The 21,322-nt window shown below is 74.2% G+C and carries 19 protein-coding genes; 11 read left to right on the top strand and 8 right to left on the bottom strand.

The genetic code is table 11. The features are described from left to right. Window positions 1–43: 43 nt before the first annotated feature. From LEP48_RS10245 to mqo, 5 genes are all read left to right on the top strand, one after another. Window positions 44–1,294 (top strand): GNAT family N-acetyltransferase, encoded by a 1,251-nt coding sequence (locus LEP48_RS10245; protein WP_225565496.1) that lies wholly within the window; start codon window positions 44–46, stop codon window positions 1,292–1,294. Window positions 1,295–1,462: 168 nt separating this feature from the next. Then, window positions 1,463–2,029: a TetR/AcrR family transcriptional regulator gene (locus tag LEP48_RS10240; RefSeq protein ID WP_225565495.1), complete on the top strand. Its 567-nt coding sequence runs from the start codon at window positions 1,463–1,465 to the stop codon at window positions 2,027–2,029. Further along, window positions 2,026–2,763 (top strand): pyridoxine/pyridoxamine 5'-phosphate oxidase, encoded by a 738-nt coding sequence (locus tag LEP48_RS10235; protein ID WP_225565494.1) that lies wholly within the window; start codon window positions 2,026–2,028, stop codon window positions 2,761–2,763. The genes LEP48_RS10240 and LEP48_RS10235 overlap by 4 nt, the downstream gene beginning before the upstream one ends. After that, a complete protein-coding gene (locus tag LEP48_RS10230) occupies window positions 2,760–3,497 on the top strand; it encodes a maleylpyruvate isomerase family mycothiol-dependent enzyme (RefSeq protein WP_225565614.1) in 738 nt (245 codons plus the stop codon). Before LEP48_RS10235 ends, LEP48_RS10230 begins: the two co-directional genes overlap by 4 nt. Window positions 3,498–3,610: 113 nt before the next feature. After that, window positions 3,611–5,176 carry a malate dehydrogenase (quinone) gene (mqo, locus tag LEP48_RS10225; protein ID WP_225565493.1) on the top strand — a complete coding sequence of 522 codons (1,566 nt, stop codon included), beginning with the start codon at window positions 3,611–3,613 and terminating at the stop codon, window positions 5,174–5,176. 57 nt (window positions 5,177–5,233) lie between these two features. On the opposite strand, the gene pntB is transcribed toward mqo, so the two are convergent. Genes pntB through LEP48_RS10210 form a run of 3 tightly spaced genes read right to left on the bottom strand, consistent with a single transcriptional unit; the run spans window position 5,234 to window position 8,628 of the window. Next, on the bottom strand, window positions 5,234–6,646 hold the full coding sequence (gene pntB / locus LEP48_RS10220) for a Re/Si-specific NAD(P)(+) transhydrogenase subunit beta (RefSeq protein WP_225565492.1): 1,413 nt from the start codon (window positions 6,644–6,646) through the stop codon (window positions 5,234–5,236). Next, window positions 6,643–8,196: a Re/Si-specific NAD(P)(+) transhydrogenase subunit alpha gene (locus LEP48_RS10215; protein WP_225565491.1), complete on the bottom strand. Its 1,554-nt coding sequence runs from the start codon at window positions 8,194–8,196 to the stop codon at window positions 6,643–6,645. Before LEP48_RS10215 ends, pntB begins: the two co-directional genes overlap by 4 nt. Before the next feature lie 9 nt (window positions 8,197–8,205). Next, complete coding sequence (locus tag LEP48_RS10210) at window positions 8,206–8,628, bottom strand: pyridoxamine 5'-phosphate oxidase family protein (RefSeq protein WP_225565490.1); 423 nt, start codon at window positions 8,626–8,628, stop codon at window positions 8,206–8,208. A 226-nt stretch (window positions 8,629–8,854) separates the two neighbouring features. On the opposite strand from LEP48_RS10210, the gene LEP48_RS10205 reads away from it, so the two are divergent. The 3 genes from LEP48_RS10205 to LEP48_RS10195 all read left to right on the top strand — a co-directional run bounded on the left by LEP48_RS10205 (window position 8,855) and on the right by LEP48_RS10195 (window position 12,261). Beyond that, the gene (locus tag LEP48_RS10205) at window positions 8,855–9,562 is read left to right on the top strand and encodes a rhamnogalacturonan acetylesterase (RefSeq protein ID WP_225565489.1); all 708 of its coding nucleotides are present in this window, start codon (window positions 8,855–8,857) and stop codon (window positions 9,560–9,562) included. 69 nt (window positions 9,563–9,631) lie between these two features. Continuing rightward, entirely contained in the window at window positions 9,632–10,678 is a 1,047-nt protein-coding gene (locus LEP48_RS10200; protein ID WP_225565488.1) for a LacI family DNA-binding transcriptional regulator, read from the top strand. Further along, window positions 10,675–12,261 (top strand): UxaA family hydrolase, encoded by a 1,587-nt coding sequence (locus LEP48_RS10195; RefSeq protein ID WP_225565487.1) that lies wholly within the window; start codon window positions 10,675–10,677, stop codon window positions 12,259–12,261. Before LEP48_RS10200 ends, LEP48_RS10195 begins: the two co-directional genes overlap by 4 nt. Here the strand turns inward: LEP48_RS10195 and LEP48_RS10190 are convergent. Further along, window positions 12,254–12,997, bottom strand: a complete 744-nt coding sequence (locus tag LEP48_RS10190; protein WP_225565486.1) for a maleylpyruvate isomerase family mycothiol-dependent enzyme — start codon at window positions 12,995–12,997, stop codon at window positions 12,254–12,256. The genes LEP48_RS10195 and LEP48_RS10190 overlap by 8 nt on opposite strands. A gap of 74 nt (window positions 12,998–13,071) precedes the next feature. On the opposite strand from LEP48_RS10190, the gene LEP48_RS10185 reads away from it, so the two are divergent. From LEP48_RS10185 to LEP48_RS10175, 3 genes are all read left to right on the top strand, one after another. Next, window positions 13,072–13,878 carry an HAD hydrolase family protein gene (locus LEP48_RS10185; protein WP_225565485.1) on the top strand — a complete coding sequence of 269 codons (807 nt, stop codon included), beginning with the start codon at window positions 13,072–13,074 and terminating at the stop codon, window positions 13,876–13,878. Window positions 13,879–13,910: 32 nt separating this feature from the next. After that, window positions 13,911–14,240 (top strand): cupin domain-containing protein, encoded by a 330-nt coding sequence (locus LEP48_RS10180; protein WP_225565484.1) that lies wholly within the window; start codon window positions 13,911–13,913, stop codon window positions 14,238–14,240. 98 nt (window positions 14,241–14,338) lie between these two features. Continuing rightward, window positions 14,339–16,243 carry a rhamnogalacturonan lyase gene (locus tag LEP48_RS10175; protein ID WP_225565483.1) on the top strand — a complete coding sequence of 635 codons (1,905 nt, stop codon included), beginning with the start codon at window positions 14,339–14,341 and terminating at the stop codon, window positions 16,241–16,243. A 21-nt stretch (window positions 16,244–16,264) separates the two neighbouring features. Here the strand turns inward: LEP48_RS10175 and LEP48_RS10170 are convergent, their stop codons facing one another. The 4 genes from LEP48_RS10170 to LEP48_RS10155 are packed head-to-tail and all read right to left on the bottom strand — an operon-like array spanning window position 16,265 to window position 21,229. Beyond that, a complete protein-coding gene (locus LEP48_RS10170; RefSeq protein WP_225565482.1) occupies window positions 16,265–17,647 on the bottom strand; it encodes an aldehyde dehydrogenase family protein in 1,383 nt (460 codons plus the stop codon). A 10-nt stretch (window positions 17,648–17,657) separates the two neighbouring features. Further along, on the bottom strand, window positions 17,658–18,890 hold the full coding sequence (doeA, locus tag LEP48_RS10165; RefSeq protein ID WP_225565481.1) for an ectoine hydrolase: 1,233 nt from the start codon (window positions 18,888–18,890) through the stop codon (window positions 17,658–17,660). Between the two features lie 26 nt (window positions 18,891–18,916). Continuing rightward, complete coding sequence (locus LEP48_RS10160; RefSeq protein WP_225565480.1) at window positions 18,917–20,158, bottom strand: aspartate aminotransferase family protein; 1,242 nt, start codon at window positions 20,156–20,158, stop codon at window positions 18,917–18,919. 9 nt (window positions 20,159–20,167) lie between these two features. Next, window positions 20,168–21,229 (bottom strand): GlxA family transcriptional regulator, encoded by a 1,062-nt coding sequence (locus LEP48_RS10155; RefSeq protein ID WP_225565479.1) that lies wholly within the window; start codon window positions 21,227–21,229, stop codon window positions 20,168–20,170. Window positions 21,230–21,322: the final 93 nt, after the last annotated feature.

Raw genomic sequence — 21,322 nt, 5'->3', positions numbered from 1 at the left:
AATGACGCTGCCGCTCCGGCCGCCGGCCGCTAGCGTCGCCGGTGTGAGCCTTCAGATCCGCCGCAGCGCGTTCGTCGACGTGCCCGCCGCCCGCCGCCTCGGCGCCGAGGCCTTCGGCGTCCCCTCCCGCCCGCAGGCGGACCCGGACCCCGCGTCGTGGCCGGCCCCGAACACCCGGCCGTGGGTCGCGACGGACGGCGGCGAGGTCGTCGCCGCGCTGGGCGTGCGGCGGTTCACCTCCTGGTTCCACGGCGTGCCCGTCGCCACGGCGGGGCTCGCAGGCGTCACGGTGGCGGCGGAACGCCGCGGCAGCGGGATCCTGCGCCCGCTGGTGGACGCCGCGCTCGCGGAGGCTCGCGGCCTCGGCGAGGTCGTCTCGACCCTCTACCCCTCCTCGGCCGGGATCTACCGCGGCCTCGGGTACGAGGTGGTCGGCTCGTTCGACGAGGCGCGCGTCCCGATGGCGGCCCTGGCCGCCGTCCGACCGCCCGACGCCGTGCGCACCCGCCGCGCGACGGCGGCCGACGTGCCCGCAGTCCGGCGCGTCTACTCCACGTGGGCCTCCGCGCAGAACGGCCCGCTGACGCGCGCGGAAGCCCCGTTCCTCATGGAGCCCGGCGAGATGGTGGGCCCGGACGCCGACTGCACCGGCGTCACCCTCGCCGTGACGGGCGGCGCAGGCGGCGGCGACGGTGCCGGCGCCGGCGACGAACGGCTCGTCGGCTTCGTGAGCTGGTCGCGCGGGTCCGGGTACGACCGCACGGGCGCCGTCGAGGTGGACGACCTGGTCGCGCTGACTCCCGACGCCGCGCGGGCGCTGTGGCGGCTGCTCGGCTCGTTCTCGGCCGTGGTCGGCGAGGTCACGGTCGCCACGTCGGGCGCCTGGGCGGGGGCGGACGTGACGCGGCTCGTGCTGCCCGACCACGCCGCCACCACGACCAGCCGTCCGTACATGCTGCGGCTGCTCGACGTGCCCGGCGCGCTCGCGTCCGCGCGCCTCGCCCCCGTGAGCGCGCGGGTGCCGTTCGCCGTCGTGGACCCCCTCGCCCCGGATCTCGAGGGCGCCTGGACGCTCGCCGTCGAGGCGGGCGCCGTCCGGGTGGAGGCCGACGGCCACGCAGTGCCGGGCGACCGCCCGACGTTCACCTCCGCAGGGCTGGCCCAGTCCTACGCCGGGGCGCAGTCGTGCGCGAATCTGCGCCTCGCCGGGCACCTCACGGGGCCGACGGAGCACGACGCCGTCTGGGACGCCCTGTGGGGCGGCCGCCAGGTGCACGTGCGCGACTACTTCTGACCGGGCACCGTGGCGGTGTGGGGGGGGTGTGGGGGGGGGGGGGGGGGGGGGGGGCCGGCGGGGGGGCCCAACCCCCCCCCACACACGCTCCAGGGGGCGGGGCGGTCGCGCTGCGGAGGCGTCCCGGTCCCCCTGGCCAACATACCTACACGTAGGTATGTTGGCGTGATGGTCACCACCGACGCACGGGACCGGCTCATCGCGTCCGCCCAGCGGCTCTTCGCCTCCCAGGGCGTCGGGCCCACCAGCCCGCGCCAGGTGCTGGAGGTGAGCGGCGTGGGGCAGGGCAGCCTCTACCACCACTTCCCCACCAAGCACGACCTCGCCCTCGCCGCGGTGGGCGCCTCCGTGGCCGAGGCGCTCGCGGTGGCGCGTGCCGAGCTGGACGACGACTCGCCGGCGCTCGACCGCGTCGTCGCCTACCTCGAGCGGCCCCGCGACGCGCTCGGCGGCTGCACGATCGGCCGCCTCACCAGCGACCAGGCCGTCATGGACGACGACGACCTTCGCGACGTCGTCACCGCCTACTTCGTCCGGTTGGTCGGGTCCGTGGCCGCCGCCCTGCGCGAGACGGGGCTGCCCGACGACGCCGCCCGCGACCTGGCGCACACCGCGGTCGCCGTGGTGCAGGGGGGCTACGTGCTCGCCCGCGCCACCGGCGACCCCGGCGCCATGCGTGCCGCCGTGCGGGGATTCGTCACGCTGCTCGGCCGCACCACGAAGGAGGACGCATGACGCAGGGACGGCCGACGTTCCGCGAGCGCCTGCGCGCGCTCCGCACCTTTCCTCCGGGCCTCCCGCCGTTCGGCGTCGACCTCGACGACCTGAGCAGCGCTCCCGCCGCGCCTCAGGACCTGTTCGGCGCGTGGCTCGACGACGCCCTCGCGGCCGGGGTCGGCGCGCCGCACGCGGCGACCCTCTCCACGGCGGACACCGAGGGACGGGTGCACGCGCGCACCCTCGCGCTCAAGGACGTCACGGACGACGGCTGGTGGTTCGCCGGGCACGCGAGCAGCCCCAAGGGCCGCGACCTCGAGGCGAACCCGCACGCCTCGCTCACCTTCTTCTGGCGTGACCTCGGGCGGCAGGTGCGGGTCACCGGCCGCGCCACCTCGGCGGGCACCGAGGCCGGGGCGGCGGACTTCCGGGCCCGACCCGACGGCTCGCGCGCCGCCGGCCTGGTGGGCCACCAGAGCGAGCCCCTCGGCTCCCCGCAGGAGTACCGGGACGCGTTCGCGGACCGGCTCGAACATGCCCGCGCCCACCCCGACGACGCCGCCCCCACCTGGACGGCGTGGGTGCTGACCCCCGTCGAGGTGGAGTTCTGGCAGGCGAGCGACGACAAGGGCCAGTCGCGCCTGCGCTACCGGCGTACACCGGCGGCCGGCGCCACCCGCACCACCCCCACCACCCCCACCACGCACGACGACACCGACATCACCTGGACCAAGGAGCTGCTGTGGCCATGACGGACGACGCCGCGACCCCCGAGACCCCGACCGCCCACGTGCTCGCGGACGCCGACGCCGCGCTCGGCGCCGTCGTCGACGTCGTGCGCGCGCTGCCCGACGACGCGGTCGGCCACGCGTCGCCCCTGCCGGGCTGGACGCGGGGGCACGTGCTCTCGCACCTCGCCGGCGTCGCGGCGGCGCTCGCGCGCCAGGCGGAGTACGCCGCGCGCGGCGAGACCGTGGCCCCCTACGACGGCGGCCAGGCCGGCCGTGCCGCGGCGATCGAGGCGGGCGCCGGGCGCACCGCCGCCGAGCACGCGGACGCCCTCGTCGCGGCGCGGGAGCGCCTGGCGGCCGCCTGGCCCGAGCCGGGGCACCCGCTGTGGGACGCCCCGATCGCGTACCGCGACGGCGTGCTGACCGACGCGCTGCTGGCCTGGTGGCGCGAGGCCCGCATCCACGCCGTCGACGCGACCGCCGGGCTGGGCGGCCTGAGCCTCGGGTACGACACGTGGGACCCCGCGTTCTGCGCCCACCTGCGCGACTTCCTGGCCGTGCGCCTCCCGGATGCCTGGCGGGGCGGCGACGGCGGGCTCGAGCTCGTCGGGGACCCGCGCGACGTCGCCGCCTGGCTGGCCGGTCGCGAGCCCGCCGGAGAGGTCTCCGCGACCCGGGACGGCAACCCCGTCTCGCTTCCCGAGATGGCTCCCTGGCCGTCGTCGACGACCCCTGAACCGACCTCCGGGGCCTGACCTGCGCGGTTGCAGGAACCGTTCTGTGACGGGCGTCACTGCAGGTCAGGAGCTCTTGTGAGGTTCCTCTCATTCTTTGTGACAGTTTTCACGCACGTCGTACAGTGGCGGGCGTGACTTCGCGACAGACGGCTCCCGGCACCCAGGCCTCAGGCGACGTCGACGTCGTCCTCATCGGCGCCGGCATCATGAGTGCGACCCTCGGCACGCTGCTCCAGCAGCTCGAGCCGACGTGGTCGATCCGCATCTACGAGCGCCTCGACGACGTCGCGCTGGAGTCCTCCAACCCGTGGAACAACGCGGGCACCGGGCACGCCGCGCTCTGCGAGCTCAACTACACGCCGGAGCGAGCCGACGGCACGGTCGACATCAGCAAGGCGGTGGCGATCAACGAACAGTTCGAGGTCTCCCGCGAGCTGTGGCAGCACCTGCTGGCGACCGGCCGCCTCAAGGACTCGTCGTTCATCAGCCGCACCCCGCACATGACGTTCGTGCGTGGCGAGAAGAACGTCGAGTACCTGCGCCGCCGGCACCAGGCCCTCAGCGCGCACCCCCTGTTCCGCGACCTCGAGCTCAGCACCGACCGCGCCACGATCGAGCGCTGGGCACCGCTGCTCACCGAGGACCGCGACGCCTCGGAGGCCGTCGCCGCGACCCGGTCGACCTCGGGCACCGACGTCGACTTCGGCAACCTCACCCGCCAGCTCGTCGACGGGCTCGTGCAGAACGGCGCCGAGCTCAAGCTCGAGCACGAGGTCAAGAGCCTCAAGCGCCGCAAGGACGGCCGCTGGCGCCTGCGCGTCAAGGACCGCTCCTGGAACGCGGACGTGCGCACGAGCACCGTCGACGCCAAGTTCGTGTTCGTCGGCGCCGGTGGCGGCGCGCTGCCGCTGCTGCAGTCCTCGGGCATCCCCGAGATCAAGGGCTTCGGCGGCTTCCCGATCTCCGGCGAGTTTCTGCGCACCTCGAACCCCGAGGTCGTCGCGCGGCACCAGGCCAAGGTCTACGGCAAGGCCGACGTCGGCGCGCCGCCGATGTCGGTGCCTCACCTGGACACGCGCGTCATCGACGGCCGGCAGTACCTCATGTTCGGCCCGTACGCCGGGTTCAGCCCCAAGTACCTCAAGAAGGGCAAGTACCTCGGCCTGATCACGTCGATGCGCGCCCACAACCTCACGTCGATGCTCGGCGCGGGGCTGAAGAACCTCGACCTCACCCAGTACCTCGTCGGCCAGCTCGTGGCGGCGCCGGAGACCAAGTTCCACAGCCTCCAGCAGTTCATGCCGACCGCTCACCCGAAGGACTGGGAGACGATCACCGCCGGGCAGCGCGTGCAGGTCATCAAGCGCGACGCCGAGGGCAAGGGCGTGCTGCAGTTCGGCACCGAGATCGTCTCGGGCGCCGACGGCACCATCGCCGGCCTGCTCGGCGCCTCCCCCGGCGCCTCGACCGCCGCCTCCGCGATGGTCGACGTGCTCGAGACCTGCTTCCCGGAGCGCTTCGCCTCCTGGCGCGGCGAGCTGTCCACCCTGATGCCCAGCATCGACGGCGTCCCCGCCGACGCCCGCGACCTCGAGACGGCACCGGCCGCACCCGTCGAGCCGGCTGCCCCCGTCGTGCGCGCCGACGGCGTGCTCGACGCCGCGGTGTACGAGTCCCAGGCCGACTCCCGGGTCTGACCGGCCACTCCTGACGGCGCGGTCCGGCCGCGCCGTCAGGGCGTCGCGACTCCGTCGTCAGAGCGCCTGGACGATCTTGTCCACCTGCTCCTTCGCGTCGCCGAAGAGCATCTGCGTGTTGTCCCGGAAGAACAGCGGGTTGCCCACGCCCGCGTAGCCGGTGGCGAGCGAGCGCTTGAAGACCACGACGTCGCGGGCCTTCCACGCCTCGATGACGGGCATGCCCGCGATCGGCGACGCCGGGTCGTCCTGCGCCGCAGGGTTCACCGTGTCGTTCGCGCCGATCACGAGCACGACGTCGGTGTCCGGCAGGTCCGGGTTGACCTCCTCCATGCCGAGCACGATGTCGTACGGCACCCGCGCTTCGGCCAGCAGCACGTTCATGTGCCCGGGCAGCCGCCCGGCCACCGGGTGCACGCCGAACCGCACACGGACCCCGCGGTCGCGCAGGCGCTGGGCGAGCTCCGCGACCGGGTGCTGCGCCTTGGCCACCGCCATCCCGTAGCCGGGCACCACGACGACCGACCGCGCGCCGGCCAGCAGGTCGGCCACGGCCTCCGGCGAGGCCTCGCGGACCTCCCCCTGCTCCGTGGTCGCGCCGGGCGACGTGCCGCCGCCCGTGCCGAACCCGCCCAGGACGACGGACCAGAACGAACGGTTCATGGCCTTGCACATGAGGTAGCTGAGGATCGCACCGGAGGCACCGACGAGGGCGCCCGTGACGATCAGCAGGTCGTTCCCGAGCGTGAACCCGGCCGCAGCCGCCGCCCAGCCCGAGTACGAGTTGAGCATCGACACCACGACGGGCATGTCGCCGCCGCCGATCGCCGCCACCAGGTGCCAGCCCAGGGCGAGCGCGACGAGCGTCATCACCAGCAGCGGCGCCAGCCCGGCCGCCGTCGAACCCCCCGCGAGGAACCATGTCAGCAGACCGCCGCACACCACGAGCGCCGCCAGGTTGAGCAGGTTGCGCGCCGGCAGCGTGAGCGGCGCCGACGCCATCCGGCCAGACAGCTTGCCGAACGCCACCACCGACCCTGTGAACGTCACGGCTCCGATGAGCACGCCGAGGAAGACCTCGACCCGGTGCACGGGGTCGACCGCGGCCGCGCCCGCCGGCTCGGCCAGGTACGACCCGTACCCGACGAGCACCGCGGACAGTCCCACGAACGAGTGCAGCAGCGCGATGAGCTCCGGCATCTGCGTCATCTCGACGCGCCGCGCCCGCCAGGTGCCCACCGCCGCACCGACGACCAGCACCAGCAGGATCAGCCCCGCGGTCACCGGCCACGGGCGCGACGACCGTTCGAGCGCCAGCGCGACGGTGGCCGCGAGCGCCACCGTCATGCCGAGCATGCCCAGCACGGTGCCGCGCCGCGCGGAGGTCTGTGCGGACAGGCCCGCCAACGACGCGATGAACAGGATCCCGGCGGCCAGGTAGGCGGCCAGCACCACGGACGTGACGGTCATGACGCCTCCGGGTCGCGGCGGAACATGCCGAGCATCCGCCGGGTCACGAGGAACCCGCCGAAGACGTTGATGCTCGCCAGGGCCGCGGCGAGGACCGCGAGCGTCGTGACGACGGGCGACGGGTCCCCGATCTGCAGGAGCGCGCCGACCATGATGATGCCGCTGATCGCGTTGGTCTGGGCCATGAGCGGTGTGTGCAGGGCGTGGGTGACGTTCGAGATCACGTAGAACCCGACGACGACGGCCAGGGCGAACACCGTGTAGTGGCCCACGACGTCCGACGGGGAGATCGCCACGAGGGCGCCGGCGGCGACGGCTCCCAGCCCTGCCAGGAGCGTCCGGCGACGGCGGCGCAGCGCGGGGTCGGGCGCCACGCCCGCGCCCACCGCGCCGGCATCGCTCTCGGGGGCGGGCGGTGGCGCCGCCGAGACCTGCACGGGTGGTGGCGGCCACAGGACCTGGCCGCCACGCGCCACCGTCATCCCGCGCACGACCGCGTCCTCGAGGTCGAGCAGGGGCGTGCCGTCGCGGGCCGGTGTGAGCAGCGTGAGCAGGTTGACCACGACCGTGCCCAGCAGCCGCGAGCTGTGCTGCGGCAGCCGGGCTGGCAGGTCCGTGTACCCGAGCACCACGACGCCGCGGTCCGTCACGACCCGCTCGCCCGGCACGGTGGCCTCGCAGTTGCCCCCGCCGGACGCCGCGAGGTCGACCACCACCGACCCGGGGCGCATCGACCCGACCATCTCGTGCGTGATCGTCGTGGGTGCCGTGCCCCGCACGAGGGCGGTCGTGATGACGACGTCCGCCTGCGCCGACTGGTCGGCGTACGCCCGCAGGGCCGCGGCCTCCTGGTCCGCGCTCTGCGCGCTCGCGTACCCGTCGGCGCTGACGTCCTGGGTCGCGGCGTCCGCCCGCACGACGCGTGCGCCGAGCGACTCGATCTGCTCGGCGGCCTCGGGGCGGACGTCGAAGGCGTACACCTCGGCGCCGAGGCTGACCGCCGTGCCGATCGCCGCGAGCCCCGCCACCCCGGCGCCGATGACGAAGACCCGGGCGGGCGGCGTCGACCCGGCGGCGGTGACCTGGCCGGTGAACATGCCGCCGAACTCGTCGGCCGCCTCGATCACGGCCCGGTACCCGGCCACGTTGGACAGCGCCGACAGCACGTCCAGGGCCTGGGCGCGCGAGATGCGCGGCACGGCGTCGAGGGCGAGCGCCGTCACGCCGCGGGCGGCGAGGTCGGCGAGCAGCTCGGCGTCGGTCGCGGGCGCCAGCCGCGACACCAGGACGGTGCCCGGTCGCAGCAGGGCGAGCTCGTCCGGCCCGGGCGGGTCGAGGGTCACCACCACGTCGGCCGACCAGACCTCCGTGCGCTCGGCGACGCGAGCGCCGGCCGCGACGTACTCGGCGGCGGGCATCCGTGCGCCGTCGCCGGCCCCCGGCTCGACGACGACGTCGTAGCCGAGGTCGGTCAGCCGGCCGGCCGCGTCGGGGGTGACGACGGCCAGGCGATGCTCGGCCCCGGGGTTACGGGGCACTCCGAGTCGCATCGCCGCCGCTCAGCGGGCGCCGGCCAGGGAGCCCCAGGCCGTCCAGCGCTCGACGTCGATCACGGCGGTCACGCGGGCGCCGTCCCGCACGGCGTACGGCTCGCCGCCGTAGTGCCGCGAGATCCGGTCGATGTCCGCCAGGTCGACGTCGTCGCGCCAGGCGCTCACGCGGCCGAGCAGCGTCACGTGCGTGTACCAGCTCTCGCCCAGCACCGTCACGCTCACCTGGGGGTTGGCGCGCATGTGGGCCACCCGCCTGCGCGTGGCGTCGAGGTTCACCACGACCTGCCCACCGCCGGCGCCGTCCTCCTCGAGCAGGTACCACGTGGCCGCCGTGACAGGGCTGCCGTCGCTGCGCACCACGCCGATCACCGCGGGCCGGGGCTCGCGGAGCAGGTCGAGCACGGGGGCGGGGAACGGTGGACGGGGCATCGTTGACTCCTGGTGCGCGCGGCGACGGTGCTGGTGCTGACCGGATCTGCGCCGACCCTACTCACGGGACCGGTGTGCGTACAGGGCATCTCGGTGGGCGGCCCCGGGTCGGCGGTGCGGAGCGGCACGGCCGGGTGACGTGGGGCACATAGGGTGCAGACGAGCACCCGGCCATACCGGTGGGCGCGGGGTTCTCCCGCGTCTTCCCACGTCCCCTGGAGGACCCATGCCCCGCACCATCCACCTGGTCGGCGACTCGACCGCCGCTCCGAAGGGCGCGGCGGCCGCGCCGGAGACGGGCTGGGGCATGGCCCTGCCCTTCTACCTGCGCGACGACGTCGCCGTGGCGAACCACGCCCGCAACGGGCGCAGCACCAGGAGCTTCGCCGCCGAGGGCCGTCGCGGCACGGCGCTCGCCGCGGTCAGCCGGGGCGACGTCTTCGTGATCCAGTTCGGGCACAACGACGCCAAGGCCGACGACCCGTCGCGGTTCACGGAGCCCTGGTCCGACTACTCGGAGCACCTGCGCGAGTACGTGCGCGGTGCCCGGGACGCCGGGGCCGAGCCCGTGCTGGTGACGCCGGTCGAGCGGCGCTCCTTCGACGAGGCGGGGACCGCCCTGCCCACCCACGGCGAGTACCCGGACGCGGTGCGGGCCGTGGCCGCGGACGAGGACGTGCCGCTGCTCGACCTCCAGGGCGACTCGCTCGCCCTGTGGCACGGGCTCGGACCGGAGGAGACGAAGCGGTACTTCCTGCACGCCGACGGGCGGGCGGACGACACGCACTTCAGCCCGCTCGGCGCCGGGGCCGTCGCGAGGATCGTGGCCACGGGCCTCCTGGTCGCCTGGGCCTTGCGCGACGACGAGGTGCACCGGCTCGACGAGTCGGTCCCCGAGGACTGGTTCTCCTGGCCGGCCGATCCTCCGGCCTGACCCCCTGCGGTAGGGTGGAACGCGTTGGAACCGGTTCCAGTCGGTTCCCCGGAGCCCTCGGGAGGTCGCGTGGTCACTCTTCGTGACGTCGCGCGCGCCGCGGGCGTCTCGCTCGCCACGGCGTCCCGCGCCCTGAGCGACGCGCCCCACGTCTCCGCGGCGAACCGCGAGCAGGTGGTGCGTACCGCCGAGGCGCTCGGCTACCGCCCCAGCCACGCCGCCCGGGCGCTGACCACCGGCAGCACCGGCACCATCGGCCTGGTGCTGCCCGACCTGGAGAACCCGTTCTTCGCCGCGGTCGCCAAGGGCGTGCAGGGCAGGGCCCGCGAGACCGGGCGCGAGGTGCTCGTCGCCGACACCGACGAGGACGGGGACCTGGAGCGCGACCTCGTGGACCGCCTCCTCGACCGCGTCGACGGCCTCGTGCTCTGCTCCCCCCGGATGCCCCCGCCCGCGCTGGAGCGCGTCGTGGCCGACGGTCGCGTGGCGCTGGTCAACCGCGAGGCGCCCGGCGCGCCGTCGGTCTCCTTCGACACGGCCGACGGCGTCCGCCAGGCGCTGGCGCACCTGCGCGCGCTCGGCCACGACGCCGTGGCGTACGCGGGCGGTCCCGCCGCCTCGTGGTCGGACGCCCTGCGCCGCTCCGCGTTCACGGCCGGCGGCGCGGCGGAGGTCGAGGCGACCGAGGTCCTGGACCTCGGCGCGTTCCGCCCCGTCCACGCGGGCGGCGTCCAGGCGGCCGACCTCGCGCTCGCCGCCGGCGCGAGCGCCGTGCTGTGCTTCAACGACCTCGTCGCGCTGGGCGTGCTCGCCCGCCTGCACGCCCGCGGGGTGCGCGTGCCCGACGACGTCTCCGTGGTCGGTTTCGACGACGTCGCCGCCGCCACCCTCGTCACGCCCCCGCTGACGACCGTCGCCGTCCCGCTCGCCCGGGCCGGACGCCAGGCCGTGGACCTGCTCGACGTCACCGGCGGTCGGGCCGCCGGGCAGGCGCCGGAGCGCCGCTGCCTTCCCACGCACCTGGTGGTCCGCTCCTCCAGCGGGCCCGCCCCCGCCCCTGCCGCCTCCTCCCCCGCCGTCCGCCTCTCCCCCGATCCCGAGGTCGTGATCCCGTGAGCACCATCCCGCTGACCAGCGTCCCGCACGCGCCCGAGCCGCTGCCCGGCACCGTCGACCTCGCGGAGATCGCGCTGCTGCTCCGGCCCGCGGACGACGTCGCGGTGGCGACCCGCCAGGTGCCCGCGGGCACGACGGTCCGGCTCCCCGGCGGGGACGAGATCATCACCGCGTCGACCCTGCCGCGCGGGCACAAGCTCGCCGTCCGCCCCGTCGAGGCCGGCGCCGGGGTGCACAAGTACGGGCAGTCCATCGGGCTCGCCAAGGCGGCGATCACACCCGGCGAGCACGTGCACACGCACAACCTCGGCATGGACGACGGTGCCCGCGAGTACGAGTTCGGCACCGCGCGCACCGTGCTCCCGCCCGCCACGCACCGCCGCACGTTCCAGGGCTACCGGCGCTCCGACGGCCGCTGGGGCACCCGCAACTACGTCGGCATCCTCACGTCGGTGAACTGCTCGGCCTCGACGGCGCGGATGATCGCCGACCAGTTCCGCGGTCCGGTGCTCGACGCCTACCCGCACGTCGACGGCGTCGTCGCCCTCACGCACGACACCGGCTGCGGCCTCGTGCCCACGTCCGAGGGCGCCCAGGTGACGCTGCGCACGCTGCGCGGGTACGCGTCGCACGCCAACATGGCGGGCCTGCTGGTCGTCGGGCTGGGCTGCGAGATGCTGCCCGTGACGTCCGTGCTCGACGGGCTGCGGCTCCGCGACGACCTGCCCGTGCGGACCCTGACGATCCAGGACACCGGCGGCATCCGTGCGACGGTGCGCGCCGGGGTCGCCGCGATCACGGAGATGCTCCCGGGGATCGAGGCGCTGCGCCGCGAGGAGGCACCCGCCTCCGAGCTCGTGCTCGGGCTGAACTGCGGTGGCTCCGACGGCTTCTCCGGCATCACGGCCAACCCCGCGCTGGGCCACGCGTCCGACCTGCTCGTCGCGCAGGGCGGCACGTCGATCCTCGCCGAGACCCCCGAGGTGTTCGGTGCCGAGCACCTGCTGCTGCGCAGGGCGGTGTCCCGCGAGGTGGGCCAGCGGCTGCTGGACCGTCTCGACTGGTGGCAGGGCTACGCGGCCGCCGGCGGCGGCACGCTCGACAACAACCCGTCGCCCGGCAACAAGGCGGGCGGGCTCACCACCATCCTCGAGAAGTCGCTCGGCGCCGTCGCCAAGGCGGGCACCGCCGACCTCGTCGCGGTCCACGAGTACGCCGAGCCCGTCACCGAGCGCGGCATGACCTTCATGGACACCCCCGGCTACGACCCGGTCTCGGTGACCGGCATCGTCGCGGGCGGTGCGAACGTCGTCGTCTTCACCACCGGGCGGGGTTCCGTGCTGGGCTGCAAGCCGGCACCGTCGATCAAGGTGGCGACCAACTCCGACACCTACCGGCGCATGCGCGAGGACATGGACCTGGACGCCGGCCGGATCGTCGAGACCGGCCTGTCCGTCGAGGAGGTCGGTGCCGAGCTCTTCGAGAAGATCCTCGCCGTCGCCTCCGGCGAGCAGACCGTGTCCGAGGAGCTCGACCTGGGCGCGGACGAGTTCGTGCCCTGGCAGCTCGGCGCCGTCACGTGACGTCGCCTCGCTGACCGCCCTCAGCCCTGATCCCGCGCAGCAGCCGACGCGGTGACGTTCCCGGCGGCGCCAGCCGGTCGCGCACGATCGCCACGCCGCCCCCCGAGAGCTCGTCGCAAAACGACGCCCGACCGGCCATCACCATGACCAGGGCGAGGGTGGTGCCGTGCACCTCGGGGCCGGAGCCCGCGGCGAACGGCCCGTCGGTGGCGACGAGCCGCAGCCCGCGCGCGGTGCTCCGGCTGTTCACCGCGAAGTCCTTCGCCGCGAAGAACCGCGCCACCGGCGTCAGGGTCGCGACGGGCGGCACGGTGGTGATCCCGAGCGGCCGTCGGACATCCTGCGCGTGCACGACGACCTCGCCCAGCCACGCGGCGGTGTCGCCCGAGGGCGCCACCCGGCTGTCCACGACCGCCCGGAACCGGCGCAGCGTGTCCGCGGGGTCGGGCCCCCGGTGCTCGGCGAGCCGGCGGGCGTTGTGCTTGTCGGCGTCGAACCCCGCCGCCACGATGCTGCGCAGCCATGCCCACCGGCCGGTGCTCGCCCCCGCGGTGAGATGCGCGACCACGTCCTGCACGGACCACCCCGTGCACAGCGACGGCGTGCGCCAGGCCTCGTCGTCGAGGCCCGCGAGCTCCTCCGCGAGCGCCGCCCGCTCCGCGTGGATCATCGACCAGAGGTCGCCCCGGGTCGCGACGTCGTCCTCGGGGGAGCCCTCGTGCGCTGCGGCAGTCATGGCGGCAGTCAAGCACGGGGCTCCGACTAGGCTGGCAGGAGCCCACGCCGTCGACGCACCGGAGGACTGACCACGTGACGGGATCGAGCCCGAGGACCGTGTTCCTGGACGTGGACGGCACGTACGCCGACCACGGCACCGTGCCGCCGGCGCACGCGGCGGCCGTGCGCGCCGCACGCCGGGCGGGGCACCGGGTGCTGCTGTGCACCGGGCGACCGGTGTCCATGCTGACCGACCACCTCCTGGATGCGGGGTTCGACGGCGTCGTCGCCTCCGCGGGCGCGTACGTGCGCCTGGACGGGGCCGTCGCGGAGGACGTCAGGTTCCCCGCCGACCTGGCCGCCGGCGTCCTGGCGCTGCTCGACGCGCACGACGTCGCCTACCTGCTCGAGACGCCGGACGCCGTGTACGGACCCGTGGGGACCGACGTCCGCCTCCTGCGGCGTGGCGCGGCCGCCCCGCCCGAGATCGCCGACGTGCTGCGCATGCCCGGCGACCTGTCGGGCGTGAGCTTCGCCAAGGTGAGCTACTTCGACTCCCCCGTGCCGCTCGACGTCATGCGTGCCCAGCTCGGGAGCCGGATCGGGGTGCTGCCGAGCTCGTACGCCGACACCGGCACGGGCTCGGGCGAGATCCACCTCGCCGAGATCACCAAGGCCGTCGGCATCGAGATCGTGATGCGTCACCTCAGCAGCCCGCTGTCCGACGTCGTCGCCGTCGGTGACGGGCACAACGACCTGGAGATGCTGCAGTGCGCCGGGACGGGCGTCGCCGTCGAGGGCGCCCCGCCGGGGCTGCTGGCCGAGGCCGACCTGGTCGTCCCGGGCCCGGCGGGCGGCGGGGTGGCGCAGGCCTTCGAGCGGCTCGGCCTCCTCGGCTGAGGAATGGCCTCGCTGCCGCTACGGTGAGGCGCATGGCAGACCTCGACCGACTGATCGAATCGCACCTCGAACGCGCCAGGAGCGCCGACAACGGCCGCAGCGCCGAGATCGTCGTCCACGACGGCCCGCTGCGCCAGTCGGTGCTGGCGTTGACGGAGGGGGTCGAGCTCGGCGAGCACAACTCGCCGCCCGCGGCGTCGATCCTCGTGCTGCACGGCCGCGTGCGCGTGACGGCGCTGGAGGGCGACGAAGAGGTGGGCGCCGGCCAGCTCCGCGTGCTCACCCATGACCGGCACGCCGTGCTCGCGCTCGACGACTCGGTGTTCCTCCTGACGACGGTGACGAGCATCCCCCGCCCTTGAGCGTCCCACGGGGTGGGACCAGGGGATGACGCGGGCAACCGCTTTCTGGCAGTGTCGTACCGTCCGAAGTGAATCGACTCACACGGAACGGAGCAATGATGCTGCCGATCTCCCGCAAGTCCACACTCGGTGCGTGCGTCGCCGCCCTCGGCGCGCTCGCCCTGTCGGTGCCCACCCTCGCCGTCGCGCTCGACCGCCCCGGTGGACCCGGTGACCTCCCGGAACCCGCCGGTCAGGGCGTCGCCGTCGCCCCGGGCCTCTCCCCCGTCTCCGGACGGGGCACGATCAGCACGCCCGGCGACGACGGCAACGTCGTGAGCTGGCGCCTGCTCACCGCCGACGGCGACGACGCTGCCTTCGACGTCTACCGCGACGGCGTGCTCGTCTCGCCCGAGCCCGTCCGCGGTGCCACCACGTTCCTCGACCGTGGCGCGCCCGCCGACGCCCGGTACGCCGTCGTCCCCGCGGGTCCCGGCGCGGCCGCGGCACGGTCCACGGGCACGCCGGCCCGCTCGCAGGGCTCGCTGGTCCTCGAGCCCGTCGTGGGCGCGCTCGCGAGCACGCTCGACGTCCCGCTCGACGTGCCGACAGGAGGCAGCACCCCGAGCGGCAGCTACACGTACTCCGCCAACGACGCCTCGGTGGGCGACCTGGACGGCGACGGGGAGTACGAGATCGTCCTCAAGTGGGACCCGAGCAACGCCAAGGACAACTCGCAGTCGGGGTACACGGGCAACGTGCTCCTGGACGCCTACGAGCTAGACGGCGAGCGCCTCTGGCGCATCGACCTGGGGCGCAACGTCCGGGCCGGCGCGCACTACACGCAGTTCCAGGTGTACGACTACGACGGCGACGGCCGGGCCGAGGTCGCGGTGCGGACCGGCGACGGCTCGGTCTCCGGCACGGGGCAGGTGATCGGCAGCGCGTCCGCCGACCACCGGAACTCCAGCGGCTACGTCCTGACGGGACCGGAGTTCCTGTCCGTGTTCCGCGGCACCGACGGCGCCGTGCTCGACACCGCCGACTTCCGGCCCGCACGCGGCAACGTCGGCGACTGGGGCGACACGTACGGCAATCGGGTGGACCGGTTCCTCGCCGGCACCGCCTACCTCGACGGCTCACGCCCGAGCATCGTCATGGGCCGCGGCTACTACGCCAAGACCGCCGTCTCCGCCTGGGACTTCCGGGGCGGCGAGCTCACGCGTCGCTGGACGTTCGACTCCGGCTCGTCGACCAACGGGCCCGAGTGGACCGGCCGCGGCAACCACCAGCTCTCGGTCGCGGACGTCGACTCCGACGGCAGGGACGAGATTCTCTACGGCTCGATGGCGATCGACGACAACGGCTGGGGCCTCTGGCAGAACGGTACGCACCACGGCGACGCCTACCACGTCAGCGACCTGGTGCCGTCGCGGCCGGGGCTCGAGGTCTTCAAGCCCTCGGAGTCGGGCAGCGACCCCGCGCACTGGGTCGGTGACGCGGCGACGGGACAGATCGTGTCCAGCGCCCCGGCGTGCGGCTGCGACAACGGCCGCGGCGTGGCGGCGGACGTCTGGGCGGGCAACCCGGGCGCCGAGGTGTGGTCGTCGGCCGTGAGCGGTCTGCGGAGCGCCACCGACAACGGAAACCTCGGGCGCAAGCCCGGCTCCACCAACTTCGTCGTCTGGTGGGACGGCGACGGGCAGCGCGAGCTGCTCGACGGCACCCACGTCGACGAGTACGGCACTGGCGGCGACACGCGTCTTCTCACCGCCACAGGCGTGGCGTCGAACAACGGCACCAAGGCGACGCCCGCGCTCCAGGCGGACATCATCGGGGACTGGCGCGAGGAGGTCGTCTGGCGCACCGGCGACAGCAGCGCGCTGCGGATCTACTCCACGACGATCCCCACCCCGATCGCGCACTCGTCGCTCATGGAGGACCGGCAGTACCGGCTGGCCGTGGCCTGGCAGAACTCGGCGTACAACCAGCCGCCCCACCCGAGCTTCGCGACGGTCCGGTGACGTGCCGTGGGCCGGCCCGCGTCAGCCGCGGCGCGGGCCGACCCACACCTGCTGGGCGTTGACGAACTCCTTGATCCCGTGCGGGCCGAGCTCGCGGCCGTAGCCCGAACGCTTGATCCCACCGCTCGGCAGCCGCGGGTCGGTCTTGACGATGCCGTTCACCGAGACCTGGCCCGCGGCGATCCGCCGGGCGAGCTCCTCGCCCCGCTCGGCGGTCGTCCAGACGCTCGCGGCGAGCCCGTAGTCGGTGTCGTTGGCCCGCGCGAGCGCGTCCTCGGCGTCCGCGGCCCGCATCACCACCATGACCGGGCCGAACGTCTCCTCGCACGCCGCCGGCATCCGGTCGGTGACGCCGGCGAGCAGCGTCGGCGGGTAGAAGTAGCCCGGGCCGTCGGGGAGCTCGCCGCCGAGCAGCAGGGACGCGCCGGCGGCCACCGTCTCGGTGACCTGCCGGTGCAGGGTGTCACGCAGGTCGGCGCGGGCGATCGGGCCCACCTGCGTCTGCGCCTCGCGCGGGTCGCCGACGACCAGCTTGGCGAGGCGGACGCGCAGCCGGTCGACCAGCTCGTCGTGCACGGGCGCCTCGACGATGATGCGCTTCGCGGCGATGCACGACTGGCCGGCGTTGATGATCCGCGACGTCGTGATGACGTCCGCCGCGGCGTCGAGGTCGGCGTCGGCGAGCACGATGCACGGGTCCGACCCGCCGAGCTCGAGCACGGCGGGCTTGATCTCCCCCGCCGCGACGGCCGCGACGGCCGCCCCGCCCCGCGCGGAGCCCGTGAACGACACCGCCTGCACGCGCCGGTCCCGGACGACGTCCGCGACGTCGGCCGTCTCCAGCGGCAGGTTCGCGAACACCCCTGCCGGCGCGCCCGCCTCGGCGAGCACGTGGGCGAAGACCTGGCCGATCGCCGCCGCGCAGCCGGGCACGTGCGGGTCATGCTTGAGCACGCAGGTGTTGCCCGCCATCAGCGCGGGGGCGGCGAACCGCAGCGCCAGCCAGAACGGGGCGTTCCACGGCAGGATGCCGAGCACGGTGCCCAGGGGCAGGTGCTGCACGTAGCTGCGGGTGGCGTCAGAGGCGATGACCTCGTCGGCCAGGTAGGCGGCGGCGTGCTCGGCGTAGTGCTCGGCGCACCAGGCCGCCTTCTCCACCTCGCCGCGCGCCTCGGTGATCGGCTTGCCCATCTCCAGCGTCATCAGCGGAGCGAGGTCCTCGACGTGCGCCCGCAGGTGGGCGGCGACGGCGTGGAGCACCTGCGCCCTGCCCTCGAGACCGCGCGCCACCCACGGCTCACGGGCCGCCTCGGCGGCGGCCAGCACGGCCTCGACCTCGGCAGCGGTCGCGGCGGGCTGCTCGCTGACCACCTCGCCGGTGCTCGGATCGGTCACGGTGAGCACGTGCACCTCCTCAGGCGACTTCCGGACGGATGGGCGTGGGCTCGGCCTCGACGTCGTCGGGCGCGCGGACGGCGGCGTGCTCCGGCTTGCTGGTGAAGTCCTTGTCGAGCGTGAAGAACGACTCGCAGCCGTCGGCGGTCACGCGGACGGTGTCGGAGATGCCGACGGTCTTGTCCCCGTCCACCCCCCACATCCACGGGATGATGTGGAACGTCATGCCCTCGCGCAGGATGCGGGAGTCGCCCTGGTTGAGGCTCACGATGTAGCCCTCGTCCCAGCTCGGCGGGAACGCGATGCCGATCGAGTACCCGGACCGCGTGATGAGCTCCCCCTGGACCCCGTTGTCCGAGATGATGCTGCGCACGATGTTGTCCGCGTCGGACACCGTCAGCCCCGGCCGGATGGCGGCCTCCACCTCCGCGAGCGCCAGCTTCATGCGCTCCTGCGCCACGTACAGGGACGGCGACAGGTCGTCGAGCACGATCGTGCGCATCATGGCCGTGTGGTAGCGGCGGAAGCACCCGCCGACCTCGAGGAACACGTGCTCCCCCGGCTGCACGGTGCGCCCCTCCCACGTCGCGTGCCCGATCATCGTCCGCGGCCCGGACGTCACGTACGGCATCACGGCGGGGAACTCGCCCCCCGCACGAAACATGGCCGCGCTGATCTCGGCGGCGATGTCGTTCTCCGTGACGCCGGCGGCGGCCGCCTCGATCCCCGCGCGCATCCCGACCTCGGTCGCGTGCGCCGCCCGGCGCATGACCTCGATCTCCGCGGGCGACTTGCAGATGCGGCCCTCCTCGACGATGCCGAAGCAGTCCAGCAGGCGGCCCTCCCGGAACGACGTGTGCACGTAGTCCTGGTGGTAGGCCGGGAAGTAGTAGCTGTTGCGCTCGTACCCGACGTCCTTGGTGTGCAGGCCGAACTCCCGCAGCGACTGCACGAGGCTCTGGATCGCGTCCCCGGTGTCGGGGTAGGGGCGGGTGAGCTCGACCCACGTGCGGGCGACGACGTTCGACTCCTCCATGGAGCGGGTGATCATGAACGGCTCCGCGTCGAGCGGCACCACGAGGGCCTGGAAGAACGAGTACCCGGTGGTCTGGTAGTCCGTCAGGTACATGAGGTTCTCGGGGTCCGTGATCACCACGGCGTCCAGCAGCCGGTCGGCCATGCGTCGGCGCAGGTCGCCGACGCGCCGCTCGTACTCCTCGAACGGGAACGTCATGTCGTCGCGCTGCCGCATGCCCGGCCTCCTCGCTGCTCGTCGGACTAGCTCGTGCGTCGCACCGCCTCGGCGAGGATCTCCAGGCCCTCGGCCAGGTCGTCGTCTCCGATGGTGAGCGGCGGGATGGCCTTGAGCACGCGGCCGCCGCTGCCGCAGGGGCCGACGAGCAGCCCGCGCTCGAAGGAGGCCGCGGCGACGGCCTTGGCGCGTGCGCCGTCGACCACGTCGAGGCCCTGGATCATGCCGCGGCCGCGGACGACGGCACCGTCGATCCCGGCGGCCAGGTCCTCGAGGGCGTTGCGGATCACGTCGCCCTTGGCGCGGACCTGCGTCATGAGCTCGTCGTCGTCGAAGTAGGTCAGCGCCTGGCGTCCCGCCACGAACGACAGGCCCTGCCCCCGGAACGTGCCGGTGTGCTCCCCGGGCGCCCACTGGGCGTCGAGCTCGGGGCGGTTGAGGTTCATGGCGAGCGGCGTCCCGTAGCCACCGATGCCCTTGGCCAGGCAGATGACGTCCGGGTCCAGCCCCATGCCGTCGAAGCTGAAGTAGCTGCCGGTGCGGCCGCAGCCCACCTGGATCTCGTCGATGACGAACAGCGCTCCGACGTCGTGCGCGAGGTCCTGCACGGCGTGCAGCCACTCGGGGCTCGCGACGTTGACGCCGCCCTCGGCCTGGATCGTCTCGACGACGAACGCCGCCGGCGGCAGCAGCCCGCTCGAGACGTCGGCGAGCTGCGCCCGGTACGCCTCGAGCGACGCGAGGCCGCCGCCGGGGGCGGTCTCGAACGGCAGCCGGTGCACGTTGTCCAGCGGTACGCCCGCGGCCCGGCGGAAGGCGTCGTTGCCCGTGAGCGCGAGCGCACCCAGGGTCATGCCGTGGAACCCGTGGGTGAAGGCGACCACCTCGCGGCGACCGGTGACCCGCCGCGCGAGCTTGAGCGCCGCCTCCACGGCGTTGGTCCCGGTGGGTCCCATGAACTGGAGCCGCATCGTCATGCCGCGCGGCACGAGCACCGTCGCGACGAAGGCCTCGATGAAGTCCCGCTTGGTCGTGGTGGCCATGTCGAGGCTGTGCGCGACGCCGTCGGCCTCGAGGAACTCGATCATGGCGCGCTTCATGCGCGGGTTGTTGTGACCGAAGTTGAGCACCCCGGCGCCCGCGAAGAAGTCGATATAGCTACGCCCGGCCTCGTCCACCTGACGCGCGTTCGACGCCGAGGCGAACACCGTGGGGTAGGCCCGGCTGTAGCCGCGGATCTCGGATTCCCACTTCTCGAAGACCTCCATCACCTACATCTAGGTGCGAAGTGCAGTTCCGTCAAGCAACTCACGGGACTCGTGAGGTGATTTCTCCGTGCGGGCGCCTTCTGCGCGACCGTGGGCGAACGTGGCCCGGTAGGCGGCGGGGCTGACGCCGAGCTGGCTGCCGAAGCGCTGGCGCAGCGACGCACCGGTGCCGAAGCCTGCGCGGCGGGCGACGGCCTCGACCGGCAGGTCGGTGCGTTCCAGCAGGTGGCGAGCCCGGACGAGGCGTTGCTGCACCAGCCACGCCCCGGCCGAGACGCCCACCTCCTGACGGAAACGGCGGGTGAAGGTCCTGGTGCTCATCGCCGCGCGGCGCGCGAGGTCCGCCAGGCCGATGGGCTCGTCCAGGTGTTCCAGCGCCCACGCCCGTGCCGGGCCGGTGTGCTCGCCGGTCGCCTCCGGCACGGGGAGGTCCACGTACTGGGCCTGCCCACCGTCGCGGAAGGGAGGGACGACGGTGCGGCGCGCGACGTCGTTGGCGACGGCCGCGCCGTGGTCGGTGCGGATCAGGTGCAGGCACAGGTCGATCCCCGCGGCCTCCCCCGCCGAGGTCAGGACCCGGCCGTCCTGGGTGAACAGCACGCTCGCGTCCAGGTCGACCTGCGGGAAGCGGCCCCGGAAGCGCTCGGCGGACAGCCAGTGCGTCGTCGCCCGCCGCCCGTCGAGCAGGCCGGCCCGGGCCAGCACGAACGCGCCCGTGCAGATCGAGACGATCCGCGCGTCCGGCCGGACGCCGGCGAGGAGGTCCTCGCCGACCGCGGCGTGCTCCGTCTCGTCGAGCTCGTGCGAGGCGGGAACGACCACGGTGTCCGCCTCGGCGAGGGTCGCGGGGCCGTGGGGCACCTCGACGGCGAAGTCGGCGTCCGTGCGGACCCTCCCGGGCTCCGCCGCGCAGGTGCGCACGCGGTACAGGCGGCGGCCGTCGGCAGCACGGGCCACGCCGAAGAGCTGGTGGACCAGACCCAGCTCGAGCGGCATGACGCCGTCGCGCACGAGGACGGCCACCAGGTGGCGCTCGGGCGGTCCCGGCGCCGCCTCGGTCGTCGTGGGCATGGCCCGATCCTTGCACGGTGTGGCTTTCCGGCCACTGGCCGCGGACGCCGCAGCCCTGCAGAGTGGTGCACGGCGCCACGGCCGGCGCCGCCA

It is taken from the genome of Isoptericola luteus, assembly GCF_020297055.1.
Taxonomy (GTDB): domain Bacteria; phylum Actinomycetota; class Actinomycetes; order Actinomycetales; family Cellulomonadaceae; genus Isoptericola; species Isoptericola luteus.
This window is presented reverse-complemented; position numbering and strand designations above follow the sequence as displayed.

What these genes read in the sequence shown, in the direction of transcription:
- LEP48_RS10240 (WP_225565495.1), top strand. Translation starts at nt 1,463, where the DNA reads ATGGTCACCACCGACGCACGGGACCGGCTCATCGCGTCCGCCCAGCGG.
- LEP48_RS10235 (WP_225565494.1), top strand. Translation starts at nt 2,026, where the DNA reads ATGACGCAGGGACGGCCGACGTTCCGCGAGCGCCTGCGCGCGCTCCGC.
- LEP48_RS10230 (WP_225565614.1), top strand. Translation starts at nt 2,760, where the DNA reads ATGACGGACGACGCCGCGACCCCCGAGACCCCGACCGCCCACGTGCTC.
- pntB (WP_225565492.1), bottom strand. Translation starts at nt 6,646, where the DNA reads ATGACCGTCACGTCCGTGGTGCTGGCCGCCTACCTGGCCGCCGGGATC.
- LEP48_RS10215 (WP_225565491.1), bottom strand. Translation starts at nt 8,196, where the DNA reads ATGCGACTCGGAGTGCCCCGTAACCCCGGGGCCGAGCATCGCCTGGCC.
- LEP48_RS10210 (WP_225565490.1), bottom strand. Translation starts at nt 8,628, where the DNA reads ATGCCCCGTCCACCGTTCCCCGCCCCCGTGCTCGACCTGCTCCGCGAG.
- LEP48_RS10205 (WP_225565489.1), top strand. Translation starts at nt 8,855, where the DNA reads ATGCCCCGCACCATCCACCTGGTCGGCGACTCGACCGCCGCTCCGAAG.
- LEP48_RS10190 (WP_225565486.1), bottom strand. Translation starts at nt 12,997, where the DNA reads ATGACTGCCGCAGCGCACGAGGGCTCCCCCGAGGACGACGTCGCGACC.
- LEP48_RS10180 (WP_225565484.1), top strand. Translation starts at nt 13,911, where the DNA reads ATGGCAGACCTCGACCGACTGATCGAATCGCACCTCGAACGCGCCAGG.
- LEP48_RS10175 (WP_225565483.1), top strand. Translation starts at nt 14,339, where the DNA reads ATGCTGCCGATCTCCCGCAAGTCCACACTCGGTGCGTGCGTCGCCGCC.
- doeA (WP_225565481.1), bottom strand. Translation starts at nt 18,890, where the DNA reads ATGCGGCAGCGCGACGACATGACGTTCCCGTTCGAGGAGTACGAGCGG.
- LEP48_RS10160 (WP_225565480.1), bottom strand. Translation starts at nt 20,158, where the DNA reads ATGGAGGTCTTCGAGAAGTGGGAATCCGAGATCCGCGGCTACAGCCGG.
- LEP48_RS10155 (WP_225565479.1), bottom strand. Translation starts at nt 21,229, where the DNA reads ATGCCCACGACGACCGAGGCGGCGCCGGGACCGCCCGAGCGCCACCTG.